Source organism: Martinezella sp. CNPSo 3795 (assembly GCF_057784475.1).
Genome location: NZ_JBXSOQ010000005.1, coordinates 236,915 through 253,147, shown reverse-complemented (window position 1 = coordinate 253,147; position 16,233 = coordinate 236,915). Strand labels below are relative to the sequence as shown.

General features: G+C 60.4%; 17 protein-coding genes. 5 read left to right on the top strand and 12 right to left on the bottom strand.

Annotated elements, in window-relative coordinates; genetic code table 11:
* The first annotated feature begins 148 nt into the window (after positions 1-148).
* Positions 149-424 (top strand): 30S ribosomal protein S20, encoded by a 276-nt coding sequence (gene rpsT, locus AC13QY_RS16885; protein ID WP_152093784.1) that lies wholly within the window; start codon positions 149-151, stop codon positions 422-424.
* Positions 425-1,295: 871 nt separating this feature from the next.
* On the top strand, positions 1,296-2,846 hold the full coding sequence (dnaA, locus tag AC13QY_RS16880) for a chromosomal replication initiator protein DnaA (protein WP_069611125.1): 1,551 nt from the start codon (positions 1,296-1,298) through the stop codon (positions 2,844-2,846).
* Positions 2,847-2,924: 78 nt separating this feature from the next.
* On the opposite strand, the gene gcvA is transcribed toward dnaA, so the two are convergent.
* Entirely contained in the window at positions 2,925-3,821 is an 897-nt protein-coding gene (gene gcvA / locus AC13QY_RS16875; RefSeq protein WP_488493670.1) for a transcriptional regulator GcvA, read from the bottom strand.
* Positions 3,822-3,976: 155 nt separating this feature from the next.
* On the opposite strand from gcvA, the gene AC13QY_RS16870 reads away from it, so the two are divergent.
* Positions 3,977-4,906, top strand: coding sequence for a DMT family transporter (locus AC13QY_RS16870; protein WP_152095587.1), 930 nt, complete (start codon positions 3,977-3,979; stop codon positions 4,904-4,906).
* Between the two features lie 136 nt (positions 4,907-5,042).
* Here the strand turns inward: AC13QY_RS16870 and hemW are convergent, their stop codons facing one another.
* The 4 genes from hemW to rph form a co-directional block, all read right to left on the bottom strand.
* Positions 5,043-6,218 (bottom strand): radical SAM family heme chaperone HemW, encoded by a 1,176-nt coding sequence (gene hemW, locus AC13QY_RS16865; protein WP_488493764.1) that lies wholly within the window; start codon positions 6,216-6,218, stop codon positions 5,043-5,045.
* 36 nt (positions 6,219-6,254) lie between these two features.
* On the bottom strand, positions 6,255-6,899 hold the full coding sequence (gene rdgB, locus AC13QY_RS16860) for an RdgB/HAM1 family non-canonical purine NTP pyrophosphatase (RefSeq protein ID WP_113351329.1): 645 nt from the start codon (positions 6,897-6,899) through the stop codon (positions 6,255-6,257).
* 11 nt (positions 6,900-6,910) lie between these two features.
* The gene (locus AC13QY_RS16855) at positions 6,911-7,327 is read right to left on the bottom strand and encodes a VOC family protein (RefSeq protein ID WP_113329973.1); all 417 of its coding nucleotides are present in this window, start codon (positions 7,325-7,327) and stop codon (positions 6,911-6,913) included.
* Between the two features lie 191 nt (positions 7,328-7,518).
* Positions 7,519-8,235 carry a ribonuclease PH gene (gene rph, locus AC13QY_RS16850; RefSeq protein ID WP_015338597.1) on the bottom strand — a complete coding sequence of 239 codons (717 nt, stop codon included), beginning with the start codon at positions 8,233-8,235 and terminating at the stop codon, positions 7,519-7,521.
* Positions 8,236-8,407: 172 nt separating this feature from the next.
* Between rph and hrcA the strand changes: the two genes are divergently transcribed.
* Positions 8,408-9,496, top strand: coding sequence for a heat-inducible transcriptional repressor HrcA (gene hrcA / locus AC13QY_RS16845; protein ID WP_069611131.1), 1,089 nt, complete (start codon positions 8,408-8,410; stop codon positions 9,494-9,496).
* 22 nt (positions 9,497-9,518) lie between these two features.
* Here hrcA and AC13QY_RS16840 read toward each other — a convergent pair whose 3' ends face one another.
* On the bottom strand, positions 9,519-9,953 hold the full coding sequence (locus AC13QY_RS16840) for a GFA family protein (protein ID WP_488493669.1): 435 nt from the start codon (positions 9,951-9,953) through the stop codon (positions 9,519-9,521).
* A 215-nt stretch (positions 9,954-10,168) separates the two neighbouring features.
* On the opposite strand from AC13QY_RS16840, the gene grpE reads away from it, so the two are divergent.
* The gene (gene grpE / locus AC13QY_RS16835) at positions 10,169-10,810 is read left to right on the top strand and encodes a nucleotide exchange factor GrpE (RefSeq protein WP_112722001.1); all 642 of its coding nucleotides are present in this window, start codon (positions 10,169-10,171) and stop codon (positions 10,808-10,810) included.
* A gap of 92 nt (positions 10,811-10,902) precedes the next feature.
* Here grpE and ptsN read toward each other — a convergent pair whose 3' ends face one another.
* The 6 genes from ptsN to lptC form a co-directional block, all read right to left on the bottom strand.
* Complete coding sequence (gene ptsN, locus AC13QY_RS16830; RefSeq protein ID WP_113329975.1) at positions 10,903-11,367, bottom strand: PTS IIA-like nitrogen regulatory protein PtsN; 465 nt, start codon at positions 11,365-11,367, stop codon at positions 10,903-10,905.
* Between the two features lie 88 nt (positions 11,368-11,455).
* Positions 11,456-12,031: a ribosome hibernation-promoting factor, HPF/YfiA family gene (hpf, locus tag AC13QY_RS16825; RefSeq protein ID WP_095433787.1), complete on the bottom strand. Its 576-nt coding sequence runs from the start codon at positions 12,029-12,031 to the stop codon at positions 11,456-11,458.
* Positions 12,032-12,281: 250 nt separating this feature from the next.
* Positions 12,282-13,841 (bottom strand): RNA polymerase factor sigma-54, encoded by a 1,560-nt coding sequence (gene rpoN, locus AC13QY_RS16820; RefSeq protein WP_113351326.1) that lies wholly within the window; start codon positions 13,839-13,841, stop codon positions 12,282-12,284.
* Between the two features lie 195 nt (positions 13,842-14,036).
* On the bottom strand, positions 14,037-14,825 hold the full coding sequence (gene lptB / locus AC13QY_RS16815) for an LPS export ABC transporter ATP-binding protein (protein WP_208409503.1): 789 nt from the start codon (positions 14,823-14,825) through the stop codon (positions 14,037-14,039).
* 37 nt (positions 14,826-14,862) lie between these two features.
* Complete coding sequence (locus AC13QY_RS16810) at positions 14,863-15,516, bottom strand: LptA/OstA family protein (protein ID WP_113351325.1); 654 nt, start codon at positions 15,514-15,516, stop codon at positions 14,863-14,865.
* Positions 15,513-16,199: an LPS export ABC transporter periplasmic protein LptC gene (gene lptC, locus AC13QY_RS16805; RefSeq protein ID WP_113329978.1), complete on the bottom strand. Its 687-nt coding sequence runs from the start codon at positions 16,197-16,199 to the stop codon at positions 15,513-15,515. The genes AC13QY_RS16810 and lptC overlap by 4 nt, the downstream gene beginning before the upstream one ends.
* Positions 16,200-16,233 lie beyond the last annotated feature (34 nt).

Below are 16,233 nucleotides of genomic sequence, written 5' to 3'. Positions count from 1 at the left end.
GACGCCGCGGCTCATTCCGGTTATATGCCCGCCACAGTTTGGAAAGCCGCTCTGGTTTTCCGCAATTGCTCCCGCATTGCTGGATGAAGTGGCCATGGGGCCCGCGCCGCAAGGATGGAGTTTTGTTCGAATTCTAAGAGAGGCATACATGGCCAATACTACCTCGGCGAAAAAAGCGACCCGCAAGATCGCCCGCCGCACCGATGTCAACAAGGCTCGTCGCTCGCGCGTTCGCACGTTCGTTCGCCAGGTCGAAGAAGCCATCGCATCGGGTGATGCAGATCGCGCAAAGGCAGCTTTCGTTGCTGCTCAGCCGGAACTGGCTCGCGCAGCCACCAAGGGCGTGCTTCACGCCAACACCGCTTCCCGCAAGGTTTCGCGTCTTGCCAAGCGTGTGAAGGCCCTTTCGGCCCCGACTGTATAATCTTTCGTTAACGATTTAATCGTTAGAGTTAAGCCCGGCCCTCGCGCCGGGCTTTTTGGATTCGGCCAAAAAAATGCCGCATTGCCAAAAATGGCCGGTCGATCATGTCATTGACGTGACAGAAATATACCTTTGGAAACAAAGGGTTGCGGCAGGATATCCCAGCGCTGGGTGATCTGCATGACGCATTGCCGGCTCACAACTGAGTCAAGGGATTTTTTATTTTTTTTCTTTTGAAAGCTGTGGGAATCGCGTTCGACAGGAATCTCTTTGATTCAACAGCGATTCTTTTTTGAAGGGCTTGTGACAGTCAAAAATGGCCTCCGGAGTCAATGGCCGCCTCTTAATTTTGTGTAAAATTCATCGTTGATATCTGCCTTCGATCCTGCCTAAATGGATTTCAACAAGGGGCGCGGATCTCACCTTAAACGGCTTCGGCAAACACCGTCACGTATGGCGGTGGAGGTGGTTTTGTCTCTTGTGACGGAGCAGTTCAGTTCCGTTTTTTCAAACAGTTGACGAGTAAGAACCGGAAGCGGCGACGCTTGCGGAACGAGGAAGCTTGTCTGTCCTTTGCGGCCCAAATCATTGGCGTGGCTGCGGGGAGGGGAGAAAAATTGACAGCCATTGGAGCGGTCAGTCGGAATACGAGGGCCGATTGATGCTCCGGTTACAGACGCCGAGACGAAGGCTGCTTTAAAGAGCGGTTTTTGCCACAGTGTTCCTGTAAAGCCCGCAGGCCGGGCGTGGCTGATGAACCGGTATGCGGCGCAGCTTGGACAACGAGCGTGACCGTCATGCCATGGCGAAGAACCAAGGGCGGCAGTGATGTGCTCCCGCCCTATAAAGAGACTGTGGAAGGCGGCACTATATGCAGATACATACGAGGGCGACGGGTGCGTTGGAAAATGGGGACAATGCGCAGGCGTTCGGTGCGGTTTGCTTAGAAGCGGCGGGGGAAAAGGGTGACGTGGCGCAAAGTAACTTGTTCGAGCGCGTCAGCGCGCGCTTGAAGGCTCAGGTCGGACCCGATGTCTATGCCAGCTGGTTTGCGCGGCTCAAGCTTCATTCGGTATCGAAGAGCGTCGTTCGCCTCACGGTCCCGACGACATTTCTGAAGTCCTGGATCAACAATCGCTATCTCGATCTCATCACCAGCCTGTTCCAGGCTGAGGATGCCGAGATCCTCAAAGTCGAAATTCTGGTGCGCACCGCGACCCGGCAGGGCGCGAAGCCATGCGCCGATGAGCAGCCGGCGGTGCCGGATCAAACGGCTGTCGCGCCGATCCGTCGCGCCGTCGCTCAGCCGGCGGGCCAGGTCGTCGCCCAGGCCGTGAGCGCGGCTGCGGCTGCGCGGCCTGCAACGGCCGGTGCGCCGCTTTTCGGGTCTCCGCTCGATTCCCGCTTTACCTTCGATACGTTCGTCGAAGGCAGCTCGAACCGCGTCAGCCTTGCCGCGGCAAAGACCATCGCCGAAGCCGGCTCCGGCGCCGTGCGTTTCAATCCGCTCTTCGTCCATGCGACCGTTGGTCTCGGCAAGACGCATCTGCTGCAGGCGATCGCCAATGCAGCGGTGCAGAACCCGCGCGGCCTGCGTGTCGTCTATCTGACGGCGGAATACTTCATGTGGCGCTTCGCAACCGCTATCCGCGATAATGACGCGCTGACGCTGAAGGACTCGCTGCGCAATATCGACCTGCTCATCATCGACGACATGCAGTTCCTGCAGGGCAAGATGATCCAGCACGAGTTCTGCCATCTGTTGAACATGCTGCTCGACAGCGCCAAGCAGGTCGTCGTTGCTGCCGATCGCGCTCCCTGGGAGCTGGAATCGCTCGATCCCCGCGTTCGTTCGCGCCTGCAGGGCGGTGTAGCGATCGAAGTCGAGGCGCCGGACTATGAAATGCGCCTTGAGATCCTCAAGCGCCGTCTCGATGCTGCCCGTCAGGATGATCCGTCGCTGGAAATCCCGGCCGAAATCCTCTCGCATGTCGCCCGCAATGTCACCGCCAGCGGCCGCGAGCTGGAAGGAGCCTTCAACCAGCTTATCTTCCGCCGCTCCTTTGAGCCGAACCTGACGGTCGAGCGCGTCGACGAGCTGCTGGCGCATCTGGTCGGCTCCGGCGAGCCGCGCCGCGTCCGCATCGAGGACATCCAGCGCATCGTCGCCCGCCACTACAATGTGTCGCGCCAGGAACTGGTTTCGAACCGCCGCACGCGCGTCATTGTAAAGCCACGCCAGATCGCCATGTACCTGTCGAAGACGCTGACGCCGCGTTCCTTTCCGGAAATCGGCCGTCGCTTCGGTGGCCGCGATCACACCACCGTTCTGCATGCGGTGCGCAAGATCGAGGAACTGATCGCCGGCGACAGCAAGCTGTCGCACGAGATCGAGCTGCTGAAGCGCCTCATCAACGAGTAAGCCGAGCGATCGGCATTCACCACATAGTCTACGGCCGGCTTGATCGCCGGCCGTTTCTTTTTGCGCTCCAAGCGCACTTTAGGTCGGCGGCGTCGTGCGCGATACCTCTGAAAATAACCAGGCGCGCAGGGCCGCGACGGCCGGCCTTTCCAGCGCACCCGGCTGATAGACGAGATGATAGGCAAGCGCGCTCGCAAATCCGGTCGGGAAAGGCGCAACGAGCGTGCCCTCAGCCAGCTCCTGCTCCACGAAGGACCGGCGCATCAGCGCGATGCCGAGGCCTGCCTTCATGGCGTGATAAGCGCCCATGCCATCGGTGAAGACCGGTCCGTGCATGGCATCCACCCGCGTGGCGCCGACCGCCTTCAGCCAGAGCTCCCAGTCGCGCCGATAGACATCGTGGATCAGCGTCAGGCCGGCCAAGTCATCGACAGCGGGAGAGGGGCCAAGCGCCGCTGCCATTTCCGGCGTGCAGACCGGAACATATTCGTCATCGAGAAATCTCTCGCTTGCCAGGCCCTCGTAACCGCCGAGGCCGTGGCGAATGGCAATGTCGATCCCATCCCGCTGGAAATCCATCATGCGATAGGAAGCGCTGATGCGCAGGTCGATATCGGGATGGGCCTCCTCGAAGCGCCGCAGCCGCGGCACCAGCCAGTGCGTGGCAAAGCCGGCAGTGCAGGTAAGGGTCAGCACCGTATCCTTGGCGCGCATCGCCAAGGCCGCTGTCGCCTCGCGGATGAGGCGGAAGGCCGTTCGCATTGTCGCGAAATACTCGGCGCCTTCACTCGTCAGCGCCAGGCTGCGGGCTCGCCGCTCGAAAAGCCGTACCCCGAGGCTGCTTTCGAGGTCGCGGATCTGCAGGCTGATGGCGCCTGGCGTCACACGCAGCTCGCCTGCAGCCAGCGTCATGCTGAGATGCCGGGCGGAGGCCTCGAAGGCGCGCAGCGCCGAAAGGGATGGCAGTTGATCCATGATGATTGAGCTCAGCTAAACCATAATTCGAAAAAGACTCGTTTGCCAGAGCCTCCATATAGAGCGATTATTCCAGCAATTACGGTGGTTGGCAATCATGTCGCGATTGGCAACAAATAAGTAAAACTCAATCAGCTGATGCTGGAGATGATCAGATGGCACAGAAATCCATGGGCGCGGTCGAATGGAGCATGCTGGTGGGGCTATCCGTCCTATGGGGCGGCTCCTTCCTGTTCAACGGCATTCTGGTGCGTGAACTGCCGCCCTTCACCATCGTCACGGCGCGCGTCGCACTCGCCGCTATTGCTCTGCATGTCATCGTGCGTGCCACCGGACATGCGATGCCGAAGGACCGTCAGACCTGGCTCGCCTTCTTCGGCATGGGCTTCCTTAACAATGTCATTCCCTTCCTGCTGATCGTCTGGGGGCAAACCCATATCGCCAGCGGGCTTGCCTCCATCCTCAATGCCACCACGCCGCTCTTCGCCGTCGTCGTCGCCCATTTCCTGACGGAGGATGAGAAGATGACCGGCAACCGCCTGCTCGGCGTCATCGTCGGCTTTGTCGGCGTGGCCCTGATGATCGGCCCCTCGGTGCTGACGAGCCTCGGTTCCAACGTGCTGGCGCAGCTGGCTGTGCTGGGCGCTGCTTTCAGCTACTCACTCGCCGGTATTTTCGGTCGGCGCTTCCGCCGCATGGGGCTGGCACCGATCATTCCGGCCGCCGGTCAGGTTACGGGCTCGGCGATAATGCTGCTGCCAATCGCGCTCTTCGTCGATCGCCCGTGGACGCTGGCAATGCCGTCCACCGAGACTTGGGCGGCGCTGGCCGGCCTGGCCATCCTGTCGACCGCCATCGCCTATGTGTTGTTCTTCCGCATCCTGGCGACGGCCGGCGCCACCAATCTGATGCTGGTGACTTTCCTGATCCCCGTCAGCGCCATACTGCTCGGCGCGCTCATTCTCGGCGAAAGCCTGCAGCCGAAGCATTTCATCGGCATGGCACTGATCGCGGTGGGTCTGGCGGCAATCGATGGCCGCCTCTTCACCCTTCCCTCGAGGGTAGGGCCATTGCATATGAAATAGAAGGTGCCCCTCACCCCAGCCCTCTCCCCGTTTTGACGGGGAGAGGGGGCGATCTCGTCAACAGCCGAGTCATCATCTCACATGCGGGATCACCCCCATCCGCCGCTTCGTGACGCCCCTCTCGAGGGGAAAGTGGTCAGCAGGCGAGATCGGCGACGACCGAGTCGAGAACCAGCATTCCCGCCGGCGTGCAGCGCAGGCGGGAATTGCCGATCCGCTCTATGAAGCCGTGTTCCAGTAAAAACGCCTCGCGCCGCGGATCGGGATCGCGGCCGGAAAGCTGCTGCCAGCGGGCGAGATCGACGCCCTCCCGCAGCCGCAGGCCCATCAGCAGCAATTCGTCGGCCTGTTCGTCAAACCCAAGCATTTCCTGGTCGACCATGCCGTGGCCGTCGCGCTCGACCATCTCGAGCCAGCTCTCAGGCTTGCGCTCGGTCGCGGTCGCCAGCTTCTGCGGGCCTCTGGTAAGGCGGCCGTGGGCGCCGGGGCCGATGCCTGCATAGTCTCCGTAGCGCCAATAGGTGAGATTGTGCCGGCTCTCGGCGCCGGGGCGCGCGTGATTGGAGACCTCATAGGCCGGCATGCCCTCGCGCTCGGTGATTTCCTGCGTCGCTTCATAAAGCAGCGCCGACTGATCGCCATCGGGCACGATCAGCTTTCCGGCCTTGTGAAGGCCGTAGAAGGGCGTGCCTTCCTCGATCGTCAGCTGATAGAGCGAGAGGTGATCGACCGCATAGGAGATTGCCTCTTTTAGCTCGCGCTCCCATTCCTCGGCGGTCTGGTTCGGGCGAGCATAGATGAGGTCGAAGGACATACGCGGAAAGATCTCGCGCGCCAGCCTGATCGCCTTCAGCGCATCCTCGACATTGTGCAGACGTCCGAGGAATTTCAGGTCGCGGTCGTTCAGCGCCTGCACGCCCATCGACACGCGATTGACGCCAGCGGCGCGATAGCCGCGAAAGCGCTCCGCTTCGACGCTGGACGGATTAGCTTCCATGGTGATCTCGATACCATCAGGCACATGCCATGTCCTAGCAATGCTATCGAGCACTGCGCCGACCGTTTCCGGCTTCATCAGCGACGGCGTGCCGCCGCCGAGGAAGACGCTTGTCACTGTCTTCGGGCCGCTGATCATGCGCATCGTCGCCATTTCCTTCAGAAAGGCGGCGGCAAAGCGCTCCTGATCGACAGGCTGATGGCGGACATGGCTGTTGAAATCGCAGTAGGGACACTTAGCCGCGCAAAAGGGCCAATGCACATAGACGCCGAAACCGGGTTCGCCGGTATCGGGCAGCAATTGCGCCCCGTGCATCAGATCTTGTGTGTCCACGATTTCCACGGGATTAGCTTACGCCTCCAGGCAGGTTTCGACAAAGATCTTGAAGGCGCGGGCGCGGTGCGACAGCGCCTGCTCGTCGCCGGGCTTCCAGCCATGCTTTTGCTCGGCGCTCATTTCGCCGAATGTGGTCTGGTATCCCTCCGGCTGGAAGACCGGGTCGTAGCCGAAGCCTTGGCTGCCGCGCGGCGGCCAGACGACCGTGCCTTCCACTTCGCCGCGGAAAAGCTCGGTATGTCCATCGGGCCAGGCAAGGCAGAGCACGCTGACGAAGCGGGCCGTGCGGCTCTCCGGCGTGGTGGCGCCGGCCTTTTCCAGGGCGGTTTCGACCTTCCGCATGGCCATGGCGAAGTCACGCGTCCCGTCAGCCGTCTCCGCCCAATTGGCCGTATAGACGCCGGGATCGCCGCCGAGTGCATCGATAACCAGACCGGAATCGTCCGAGAGTGCCGGCAGGCCGGAGGCATTGGCGGAGGCCAGCGCCTTGATCGTCGCATTTTCTTCGAAGGTCGTGCCCGTTTCGTCCGGTTCGATGAAGTTGAGATCGGCGGCGGACTTGGCGGTAAAGCCGAGCGGCCCGATCAGATCGCGGATTTCCTGGATCTTGCCGGCATTGTGGCTGGCGACGACGATAGTCTTAGTATCGAGCTTGCGCATGTGCTGTCCTGTCATAGGCCCCAGATGCGGGGTTCGGCGCATTCCAGACTGTTGCCGGCCGGATCGCGGAAATAGATCGAACGGCCGCCATTCGGCCAGTGAAAATCGGCTTCGATATCGACACCGGCAGCCTTCAGCCTCTCGGCCATGGCCTCGATATCGTTGCCATCGACACGGAAGCAAACGTGACCATGACCCTTAGTCCCATGCGGCGGCACGGGCAGGGCGCCCAGCTCGTGCGGCTTGACCGTTTCTTCACTGTTGAAGATCAGGAGCACACCCGGCCCGCAGCGATAGAAGACGTGGCGGTTGCCGCCTCGCGATATCTTCTTCAACCCGAGTACGCCGCTATAAAAGGCTTCGGCGGCATCGAGATCGTCTGCATAGAGGGCAGTTTCAAGAACGCCTGTGAGTGTCGCATTGCTCAACGGATTAGCCCCTCACCCTCTCCCCGCTCGCGGGGCGAGGGAACGACCTCATATATGGGCGCCTCCCGATTCCCGCGAAGCTGAGAGATGACGGCAGGTGCGCCTTGCCCCTTCTCCCCGTCTCGACGGGGAGAAGGTGGCCGATAGGCCGGATGAGGGGCAGGCTGCACGCTCCGCATTCGTTGATATCCTCAGGCGATGGCCTGCTTCTGCAGCTCCACCAGTTCGGCAATGCCGTTTTTGGCCAGATGCATCAGCGTGGCGAATTCTTCTTCGCTGAAGGGCGCGCCCTCAGCCGTTCCCTGGATCTCGACGATGCCGCCCTTGCCGGTCATGACGAAATTGGCGTCGGTCTCCGCCGAGGAATCCTCAAGATAGTCGAGATCGATGACAGGCTGATCGGCAAAGATACCGCAGGAGATAGCGGCGATGTGATCTTTCAGCACGCGCTCGACCTTGACCATGTTGCGGCTTTCCATCCACTTCAGGCAGTCATAGAGCGCGATCCAGCCGCCGGTGATAGAGGCCGTGCGTGTGCCGCCATCGGCCTGGATGACGTCGCAGTCGACGGTGATCTGGCGCTCGCCCAATTCCTTGAGGTCGACGACGGCGCGCAGCGAGCGGCCGATGAGCCGCTGGATCTCCTGCGTGCGACCACCCTGCTTACCGGCCGCAGCCTCGCGCTTCATGCGCTCGCCGGTTGCCCGCGGCAGCATGCCGTATTCCGCCGTGACCCAGCCTTTGCCGCTGTTGCGCAGCCATGGCGGCGTCTTGTCTTCCAGGCTTGCCGTGCAGAGCACATGCGTATCGCCGAATTTCACCAGGCAGGAGCCTTCCGCATGCTTGGAAAAATTGCGCTCGAACGACACCTTGCGCATCTGGTCGGTTTTTCTGCCTGAAGGCCGCATTCCACTCTCCTGAATGTTCGTTGACCGCTTCTACGACCCGCAGGCCGCTTTTGCAAAGGAAAAGCAGGCCGCAAAGACGCTCAGCGGCGACGGCGACATTTTTCCCTTTTGCCATTGCTAACTGAATGATTATATTTTGCCTAAGGCTCAACGGAATGGATCTGACAGCGAAATGGTATTCACGACATCGTCGGTCTCGGATGTCATTGCTGCACTGGACGAACGCTCCAAGGAAATCTTCCGCCGCATCGTCGAAGGCTATCTGGAAAATGGCGAGCCCCTGGGCTCGCGCAATCTTTCACGCCTGCTGCCCATGTCGCTGTCGCCGGCTTCCGTGCGCAATGTCATGAGCGATCTGGAGGAGCTGGGACTCATCTATTCGCCGCATGTGAGCGCCGGGCGCTTGCCGACTCAGGTCGGTCTGCGCTTCTTCGTCGATGCTTTCATGCAGGTCGGGGATCTCTCCGCCGAGGATCGAGCCAATATCGATCGGCAGGTGCGCGGCGGCAATCGTGACCAGCCGGTGGAATCGATGATGTCGGAAGCAAGCCGGGTGCTATCGGGCATTTCGCGCGGTGCCGGGCTCGTCATTACCTCCAAGAGCGATCCCGTTCTCAAGCATGTGGAATTTATCCGGCTGGAGCCGACCAAGGCGCTCGCCGTGCTCGTCGGCGAGCACGATCAAGTGGAAAACCGCATCATCGAGCTGCCGGCCGGCACGACCTCGTCGCAGCTGACGGAGGCCGCCAACTTCCTCAACGCCCATATGACCGGGCAGACGATGCCGGAATTGCGGCGGCAATTGCAGAGCCTCAAGGAAAGCGTGCGCCAGGAGCTGGACAGCCTGTCGCATCAGCTGGTCGAGCGCGGCATTGCCGTCTGGTCCGGCGGCGATGACGACGGCAAGCCGACACAGCTCATCGTGCGTGGCCACTCCAACCTGCTGGCCGAAATCGGCGGCGCGGAGGATCTGGATCGCCTGCGCCTCCTCTTCGATGATCTCGAAAAGAAGGACAGCCTCATCGAGATCCTCAATCTTGCCGAGAGCGGACCGGGCGTGCGCATCTTCATCGGCTCGGAAAACAAGCTCTTCTCACTGTCCGGCTCCTCGCTCATCGTCGCACCCTATCGCGACGAGGACGATCGCATCGTCGGCGCGGTCGGCGTTATCGGCCCGACGCGGCTGAATTATGCGCGCATCGTGCCCATGGTCGATTATACCGCCCAGCTGATTTCGCGGCTGTCGCGGCCTGGAATCTGAGGAGCGGATTTAGCTGCTGCGGTCAATCGGGAAGCAAGGTTCCAGATCCGCCCATCTCGGCTGGAAAGTCCTTCTGCTTTGGCAGCCCGTCTCTCAGATGCAGCACTGTTGTCTCGTAGTTGACATGCATGACAGGCTGAAAATCGAGGTCGGGAAGGACTGCCGCATAGACGTCCGTGACGCCCCACGGCGGATGCTCGGTTAAAAGATGGCCGCCGCAGACCGTGCACCACTTGCGCACGCTCTTTTCGGTTTTCTGATAACTGCCGATTTTGTCCGCGCCCTTGGTGATGTGAACGGCTTCCGGCGGCCAGAGCGAGAAGGCATTGACCGGCCCTGCCGACCATTCCCGACAGGAGTCGCAATGACAGTAACCCATCGCCATTGGCTCGCCATCGACTGCGATTTCCACCGCGCCACAGAAACACTTGCCTGAAAGGGATTTGCCATTAGACATTGATGTCACCTCACGCTGTGCTGAGATGCAGTTCAGCATACCACCGGGAAGGAGGGCTGAACAGTCGACGTCTTGAACAGCGTCCGGGAGCGGCGAGCCGTATTGCCGCCGCCGCAAAGCCAGGATTTGGCTGTTCTTCTCGACAAAGCCTTGATTTTTTCCGGCCAAACCTCGATATCGGGCACATCCAAAGACCAAGCAATTCGGAGACCGTCATGACCGACGAAACAACAAAAACCGGACCTGACGCCACGGCGGCTGACACGTCAGCGGATTTCGCGCAGGATGCAGCGGAAACCGTTGATGCAGCCGAGCCGTCTCAGCCAGATCCGGTTGAGCTGCTGAAGGCCGAGAACGGCGAACTGCGTGATCGCTACCTTCGCCTTGCTGCCGAGATGGACAACCTCCGTCGCCGCACCGAGCGCGACGTGAAGGATGCAAAGTCCTATTCCGTGGCAAGCTTTGCCCGCGACATGCTCTCGGTGGCCGACAACCTGCGCCGCACGCTGGATGCCATTCCGGCCGACGCCCGTGATGGCGCCGATGCCGGCCTGAAGACGCTGATCGAAGGTGTCGAGATGACCGAGCGTTCAATGCTCTCGGCCCTTGAGCGTCACGGTGTGCGTCAGCTCGAGCCGATCGGGCAGAAGTTCGATCCCAATTTCCATCAGGCCATGTTCGAAGTGCCGAACCCGGAAGTGCCGAACAACACTGTCGTCCAGGTGGTGCAGGCCGGTTTCGTCATCGGCGACCGCGTTCTGCGCCCGGCCATGGTCGGCGTCGCCAAGGGTGGCCCGAAGATCGTCGAAAATGCCGAGCAGGGCGCCAACAGCCCGCTGGACGAGAAAGACGCCTGATCTTTTTTGGCAACGCCAATAAAAGAAGAGAGCCGGACGATCTCGGATCATCCGGCTCTTATTTTTGCCTTGGTCCAGTGTAATCCAAGCGGTTAGGCGGCGTTGGATGCCTGCTCTTCGTTGAGGAAGGCGTAGATGGCGGTGGCGGAATCGGTGGCGCGGAGCTTCGCGACGAGATCCTGGTCCCGCAGAACGCGGGCGATGCGCGAGAGCGCCTTCAGGTGGTCCGCGCCGGCACCTTCAGGTGCGAGCAGCAGGAAGACGAGATCGACGGGCTGGTCGTCCAGCGCCTCGAAATCGACAGGCGCTTCAAGGCGCGCGAAAATGCCGGCAATGGATTTGATGCTGGCAAGCTTGCCGTGCGGAATGGCGATGCCGTTGCCGACGCCGGTGGAGCCGAGGCGCTCGCGCTGCAGCACGACATCGAAGATTTCGCGCTCGGGCAGTCCGGTGAGCTTGGAGGCTTTGGCGGCCAGCTCCTGAAGCAGTTGTTTTTTGGAATTTGCCTTCAAGGCGGGGATGATCGCATCTTGCTGTAGCAAATCTGCCAATGCCATTCTCTTTATCCTTCGTGTCGCCGAGAACCGATGACGGGCAAGCGGCGGCCAGCTGCGATGATGCGCAGCCGCCGCTTATCTTCTATTCTCAGCCTTTGATATTGGCTGCGTCGATCCAGCCAATGTTGCCGTCCTGACGGCGGTAGACGATGTTCAAGTGTTCGTTGCCGGGGCTGCGGAAGAGCAGCAGCGGCTCGTCGGTCATATCGAGCGCCATCACGGCGGTCGCCACCGACATGGTTTTCAGTTGTTTCGTGCTCTCTGCGACGATTGCCGGCGCGAAGTCGGCAGGGATCTCCTCGTCGTCATCGGGAACGCCGTCCATGACGGTATAGGCGACTTCCGCCTGACCGTTCACGTGGTTGCCTGCCTGATGGTCCTTGAGTTTGCGCTTGTAACGACGCAGACGCTTTTCGATGCGCTCGGAGGCAGCGTCGAAAGCAAGCTGCGGATCCATGGCTTCGCCGGCAGCATGCAATACGACACCGCTATCGAGGTGAAGCTTGCAATCGGCCGCAAAACGCGAACTGGACTTCTGCACAGTTACCTGACCCGAATACCCCCCGTCGAAGTATTTGGTCACGGCCATACCGATCTGGTCCTCGATCCGCTGACGGAAGGAGTCGCCAATTTCCATATGTTTACCGGAGACACGCACACTCATGGAGTTTCCCTTCTTGTAGTGGTTATTGCGCGTATCAGTTTACGCCAAGCCTCAAGCTCATCCAAGCACTTCACGCAGTCAAAGGCAAATTGCGTATATCGACCGCCTTTTGGATGGTGGGGATAAGTTTCATGGTCGTGCTGTCCTGCAGCGATTGCGGCGGGCTTCTAGCCCTGCCTCATACGAAAGTCAACTGCATCTTAACGGACCGTTAGGAGTTTGACATCCGGTGGTTGAAGGTTGCCGGCCGTCAGAAACCAGAAACTTTGGCTAGAGCCCGCTTCTCTCGGCGCCGTTGCACGGAGGAGGGGATGTTCATGGCTTCGCGGTACTTTGCAACCGTGCGGCGAGCAAGCTCTATCCCGCCCTTCTTCAGCGTATCGACGATATCGTCGTCGGAGAGGACCGCATCCGGGCTCTCGTTCGAGATCAGCAGACGGATCTTGTGGCGCACGGCCTCTGCAGAATGGCTGTCTCCGCCCTCGACGGCGCCGATCGAAACCGTGAAGAAATATTTGAGCTCGAACAGCCCGCGTGGCGTCAGCATGTACTTGTTCGAGGTCACGCGGCTGACCGTCGATTCATGCATCTTGATGGCATCCGCCACGGTTTTCAGGTTGAGCGGCCGCAGATGGTCGACGCCATGCAGTAGGAACGCGTCCTGTTGCCGCACGATCTCGCTTGCCACCTTCATGATCGTCTTGGCGCGCTGGTCCAGGCTGCGGGTCAACCAGTTGGCATTCTGCAGGCATTCCGAAAGAAAGGCATGGTCCTGGCTGGTCTTGGAGACGGAGGCGAAATAGGACTGGCTCACCAATACCCGCGGCAGCGCATCGGGATTGAGTTCTACCAGCCAGCTACCGTCCGCAGAGGGACGCACGACGATATCGGGCATGATCGCCTCCGATATGTCTGTTTCGAAACCGCTGCCGGGCTTCGGGTTGAGCTGGCGGATTTCCGCCATCATGTCGAGCAGGTCTTCCTCATCGACGCCGCAGAGCCGCTTCAGCGTGGCGAAATCGCGCCGGGCAAGCAGCTCGAGATTCTCGATCAACCGCTCCATGGCGGGATCGAAGCGATCCTTCTGCCGGAGCTGGATTGCCAGGCATTCGCTGAGGGAGCGGGCAAACACGCCGGGCGGATCGAGTTGCTGTAGGGCCTCCAGCACGCGCTCGACGTCGGCAGGCGTCGCACCGAGGCGTTCGGCCGTCTCACCGAGTTCGCCGCGCAGATAGCCACAGTCGTCGAGTTGGTCGACGAGATGCTGGGCGATCAGCCGGTCGCCCATGGCGGGAAGAGAGAAGGGAATCTGTTCGTTGAGATGATCGCGCAGCGACACCTGGCCCGCGACGAAATCGTCCAGGTCGTAGCCTTCACCGGCATCGCCGCCGGGCATGGATTTCCACTGGCTGAGCAGCTCCGGCGCATCGGCGCGCTGCGGGTTGCCGTCATCGGGAAAGACGTCGCTGAAATTGGTGTCGAGCTCGTCGCTTAGCCGGTTGGCGTTGCCGGTATTGTCGCTCTCGTACCAGTCGCTCGCAAGATCGCCGGCATTGCGTTCGGAGCCATCCTCGCCATGGGCTTCTTCCATGGTCTCGAAGCGTTCGTCCCTGGCCTCGCGATCGCCGCCGCTGCCTATATCCTCGTCATTTGACGCAAATTCCAGCAGCGGGTTCTTTTCGACTTCCTGTGCGATGAACTGCGTGAGCTCGAAATGCGTCATCTGCAGCAACTGGATGGATTGCATCAGTTGCGGTGTCATCACCAGGCTCTGGCTTTGGCGCAGGAAAAGATTGGCCGATAATGCCATGGCGGACGCGGGACTCCCCTTGAACTCCTCGGGAATCCGCGCCTCTTTTCACTAAAATTCTCGCGAAATTCCAACTGGCCCAAAAATTGCTTTTTTATTGGATTTGGTCAAGCGGAACTGTGAAGCCGAAGTAAATTTCCGGCGCGCGGTAGCATTCGCTAATATTGGCGGATGGGAGGAAGGAATTTCAGCCTATCAGAGGCTGAAATTGTCACCCAGATACAGCTTGCGTACTTCAGGATTGCTGACGATGTCGTTCGCCCTGCCATGGGTGAGGACTTCACCCGCATGGATGATATAGGCGCGGTCGATCAGGCCGAGCGTCTCGCGCACATTGTGGTCCGTGATCAACACGCCGATGCCGCGCGCCGTCAGGTGATGCACGAGGTTCTGAATGTCGGCGACCGAGATCGGGTCGACGCCGGCAAAAGGTTCGTCGAGCAGCATGAAGGTCGGATCGGTGGCCAGCGCGCGGGCGATTTCCAGGCGCCGCCGCTCGCCGCCTGAAAGCGCGATCGCCGGCACGCTGCGCAGATTGCGAATGTGGAATTCCTCCAGCAATTCGTCGATCTTGCGCTCCCGCTTCGTCTTGTCCCTTTCGTGGACTTCGAGCACGGCGCGGATGTTTTCTTCCACGGTCAGTCCACGGAAGATCGAGGCTTCCTGCGGCAGGTAGCCGACACCGAGCCGCGCCCGGCGATACATCGGCATCGAGGTAACATTGTTGCCGTCGATCTCGATCGTGCCTTCATCGACCGGTACCAGTCCGGTGATCATGTAGAAGCACGTCGTCTTGCCGGCGCCGTTCGGCCCCAGCAGCCCGACTGCCTCGCCGCGGCGCACCACCAGCGAAACACCGTTGACGACACGTCGCGTCCGGTAGGTCTTGGTGAGGCCCCGGGCGATCAGCGTGCCCTTATAGCGTGCCTTGTCCGCGGCCGGTGCGCTCGATGCCGCAGAAGACGGCCCGGGCACGCCGGGCAAGGTGGATGTGGTCGATGTCGTCACGAGGGGGCCGGTATCAGTTTTTCTTTTGTTGTTGTTGCTGCACTTGCTGCGACTTCGGGTCGAGCTGAATCTGGACGCGACCGCCACAGGAATCCAGCTGTGCTTCACCCGTCGCCATATGCACGGTGAGCTGGCAGCCTGTGAAAACATTCGGTCCGTCGGTCAGAACCACCTTCTTGCCCTTGAGGATCGCAAGCTGGTTGGCCATGTCGAAGGAGCCGTCCTCCGCCGTCGCCGTCTGCGTTCCGGAAACGAGGTAGACCTTGTCGGTGACCAGAATGTGGTCGATGTTGGCATCGCCCGACACGAGCGACTGGTTCTGCTCCTTGGCAGCCTTGGCGACCGGATTGTCGGGCTGCTTGGCATCTCCTGCCTGCTTCTTCTTATAGAAGACCGTCATCTTGCCGGCCTGCATGGTCGTGGTGCCCTGGACCACCTTGACATTGCCGGTGAAGACCGCCTGGCTCTCCTGGTCATGGATCTCGAGCTTGTCGCTTTCGATCTGGATCGGTTGATCCTTGGAGAGGGCAAGACCCGGCATCGAGCTGGTCGTCGACTGCGCGCCGGCGCTTGCGGCCGCAAAGAAGGCGGCTGCGCCAAAAGCACAGAGAAGGCCGGCCTTGCGCAAGCCGGAATTGAAAATTGAATTAGGCCAATACTTTATCATGAACCGCCCGGCTTCTGTTGGCTATCTGAATTATGGAGAGCGGCAGGTTCGATGTTCATCCGAACCTGCCCGTCGAATTCGATTACGCTCCCCTTATCCGTCATCTTGAGCGAACGCGCAACAACCGACATACCACCGCGGGTGATAGCAACCTCGTCCTGGCTGGAAAGGTCCCCCTTCTTCACATCCAGGAAGGCGGTCTTGAATTCGGCGTGCAGCCCGTTGTCCATCAGGATGGTAAAGGGCTCGGTCAGCTTCAGTGTATCGGCCTGGCGGTCGAAATCCGCGCTCGCGGCCGTAACATGGGCGATCACGTCGGTATTGACCGGCATTGATGCCTTGATGGTCTTGAGCGTGATCATGTTGGGATTCTTGATATCCTGAAGCGCTTTTTCGGCAAGCAGCGAGTAGTTGATACCGTCCTTGTTGCGCCCGGCAATGGCGGGGCGTTCCATGACGACCTTGCCATCCTCGATCTTGGCGCCCTCGATCTGGATGTTTGCCGGCAGATAGGCGCGGATGACGGAGACGGCAATAAAAAGGAGCGAGATGATGATGGCGGCAAGCGGCAGCAGCACCCTGAGCCGCTTTACGCGGTTAGAATGGAAAATCGCGTCTTTATACGCGTTCCGTTCCGGCACCGAGCGTATTGCCTCGCCGGGGGGCTCGATCGTATTGAGCATGCAACAGGTCCGTCTTTTATGATCCGGAGAACCG

Coding starts and splice junctions, on each gene's coding strand:
- dnaA (WP_069611125.1), top strand. CDS start 1,296: ATGCAGATACATACGAGGGCGACGGGTGCGTTGGAAAATGGGGACAAT.
- rpsT (WP_152093784.1), top strand. CDS start 149: ATGGCCAATACTACCTCGGCGAAAAAAGCGACCCGCAAGATCGCCCGC.
- gcvA (WP_488493670.1), bottom strand. CDS start 3,821: ATGGATCAACTGCCATCCCTTTCGGCGCTGCGCGCCTTCGAGGCCTCC.
- rdgB (WP_113351329.1), bottom strand. CDS start 6,899: ATGCGCAAGCTCGATACTAAGACTATCGTCGTCGCCAGCCACAATGCC.
- hpf (WP_095433787.1), bottom strand. CDS start 12,031: ATGAGTGTGCGTGTCTCCGGTAAACATATGGAAATTGGCGACTCCTTC.
- AC13QY_RS16870 (WP_152095587.1), top strand. CDS start 3,977: ATGGCACAGAAATCCATGGGCGCGGTCGAATGGAGCATGCTGGTGGGG.
- ptsN (WP_113329975.1), bottom strand. CDS start 11,367: ATGGCATTGGCAGATTTGCTACAGCAAGATGCGATCATCCCCGCCTTG.
- hrcA (WP_069611131.1), top strand. CDS start 8,408: ATGGTATTCACGACATCGTCGGTCTCGGATGTCATTGCTGCACTGGAC.
- AC13QY_RS16840 (WP_488493669.1), bottom strand. CDS start 9,953: ATGTCTAATGGCAAATCCCTTTCAGGCAAGTGTTTCTGTGGCGCGGTG.
- lptC (WP_113329978.1), bottom strand. CDS start 16,199: ATGCTCAATACGATCGAGCCCCCCGGCGAGGCAATACGCTCGGTGCCG.
- rph (WP_015338597.1), bottom strand. CDS start 8,235: ATGCGGCCTTCAGGCAGAAAAACCGACCAGATGCGCAAGGTGTCGTTC.
- rpoN (WP_113351326.1), bottom strand. CDS start 13,841: ATGGCATTATCGGCCAATCTTTTCCTGCGCCAAAGCCAGAGCCTGGTG.
- AC13QY_RS16810 (WP_113351325.1), bottom strand. CDS start 15,516: ATGATAAAGTATTGGCCTAATTCAATTTTCAATTCCGGCTTGCGCAAG.
- grpE (WP_112722001.1), top strand. CDS start 10,169: ATGACCGACGAAACAACAAAAACCGGACCTGACGCCACGGCGGCTGAC.
- hemW (WP_488493764.1), bottom strand. CDS start 6,218: ATGCACGGGGCGCAATTGCTGCCCGATACCGGCGAACCCGGTTTCGGC.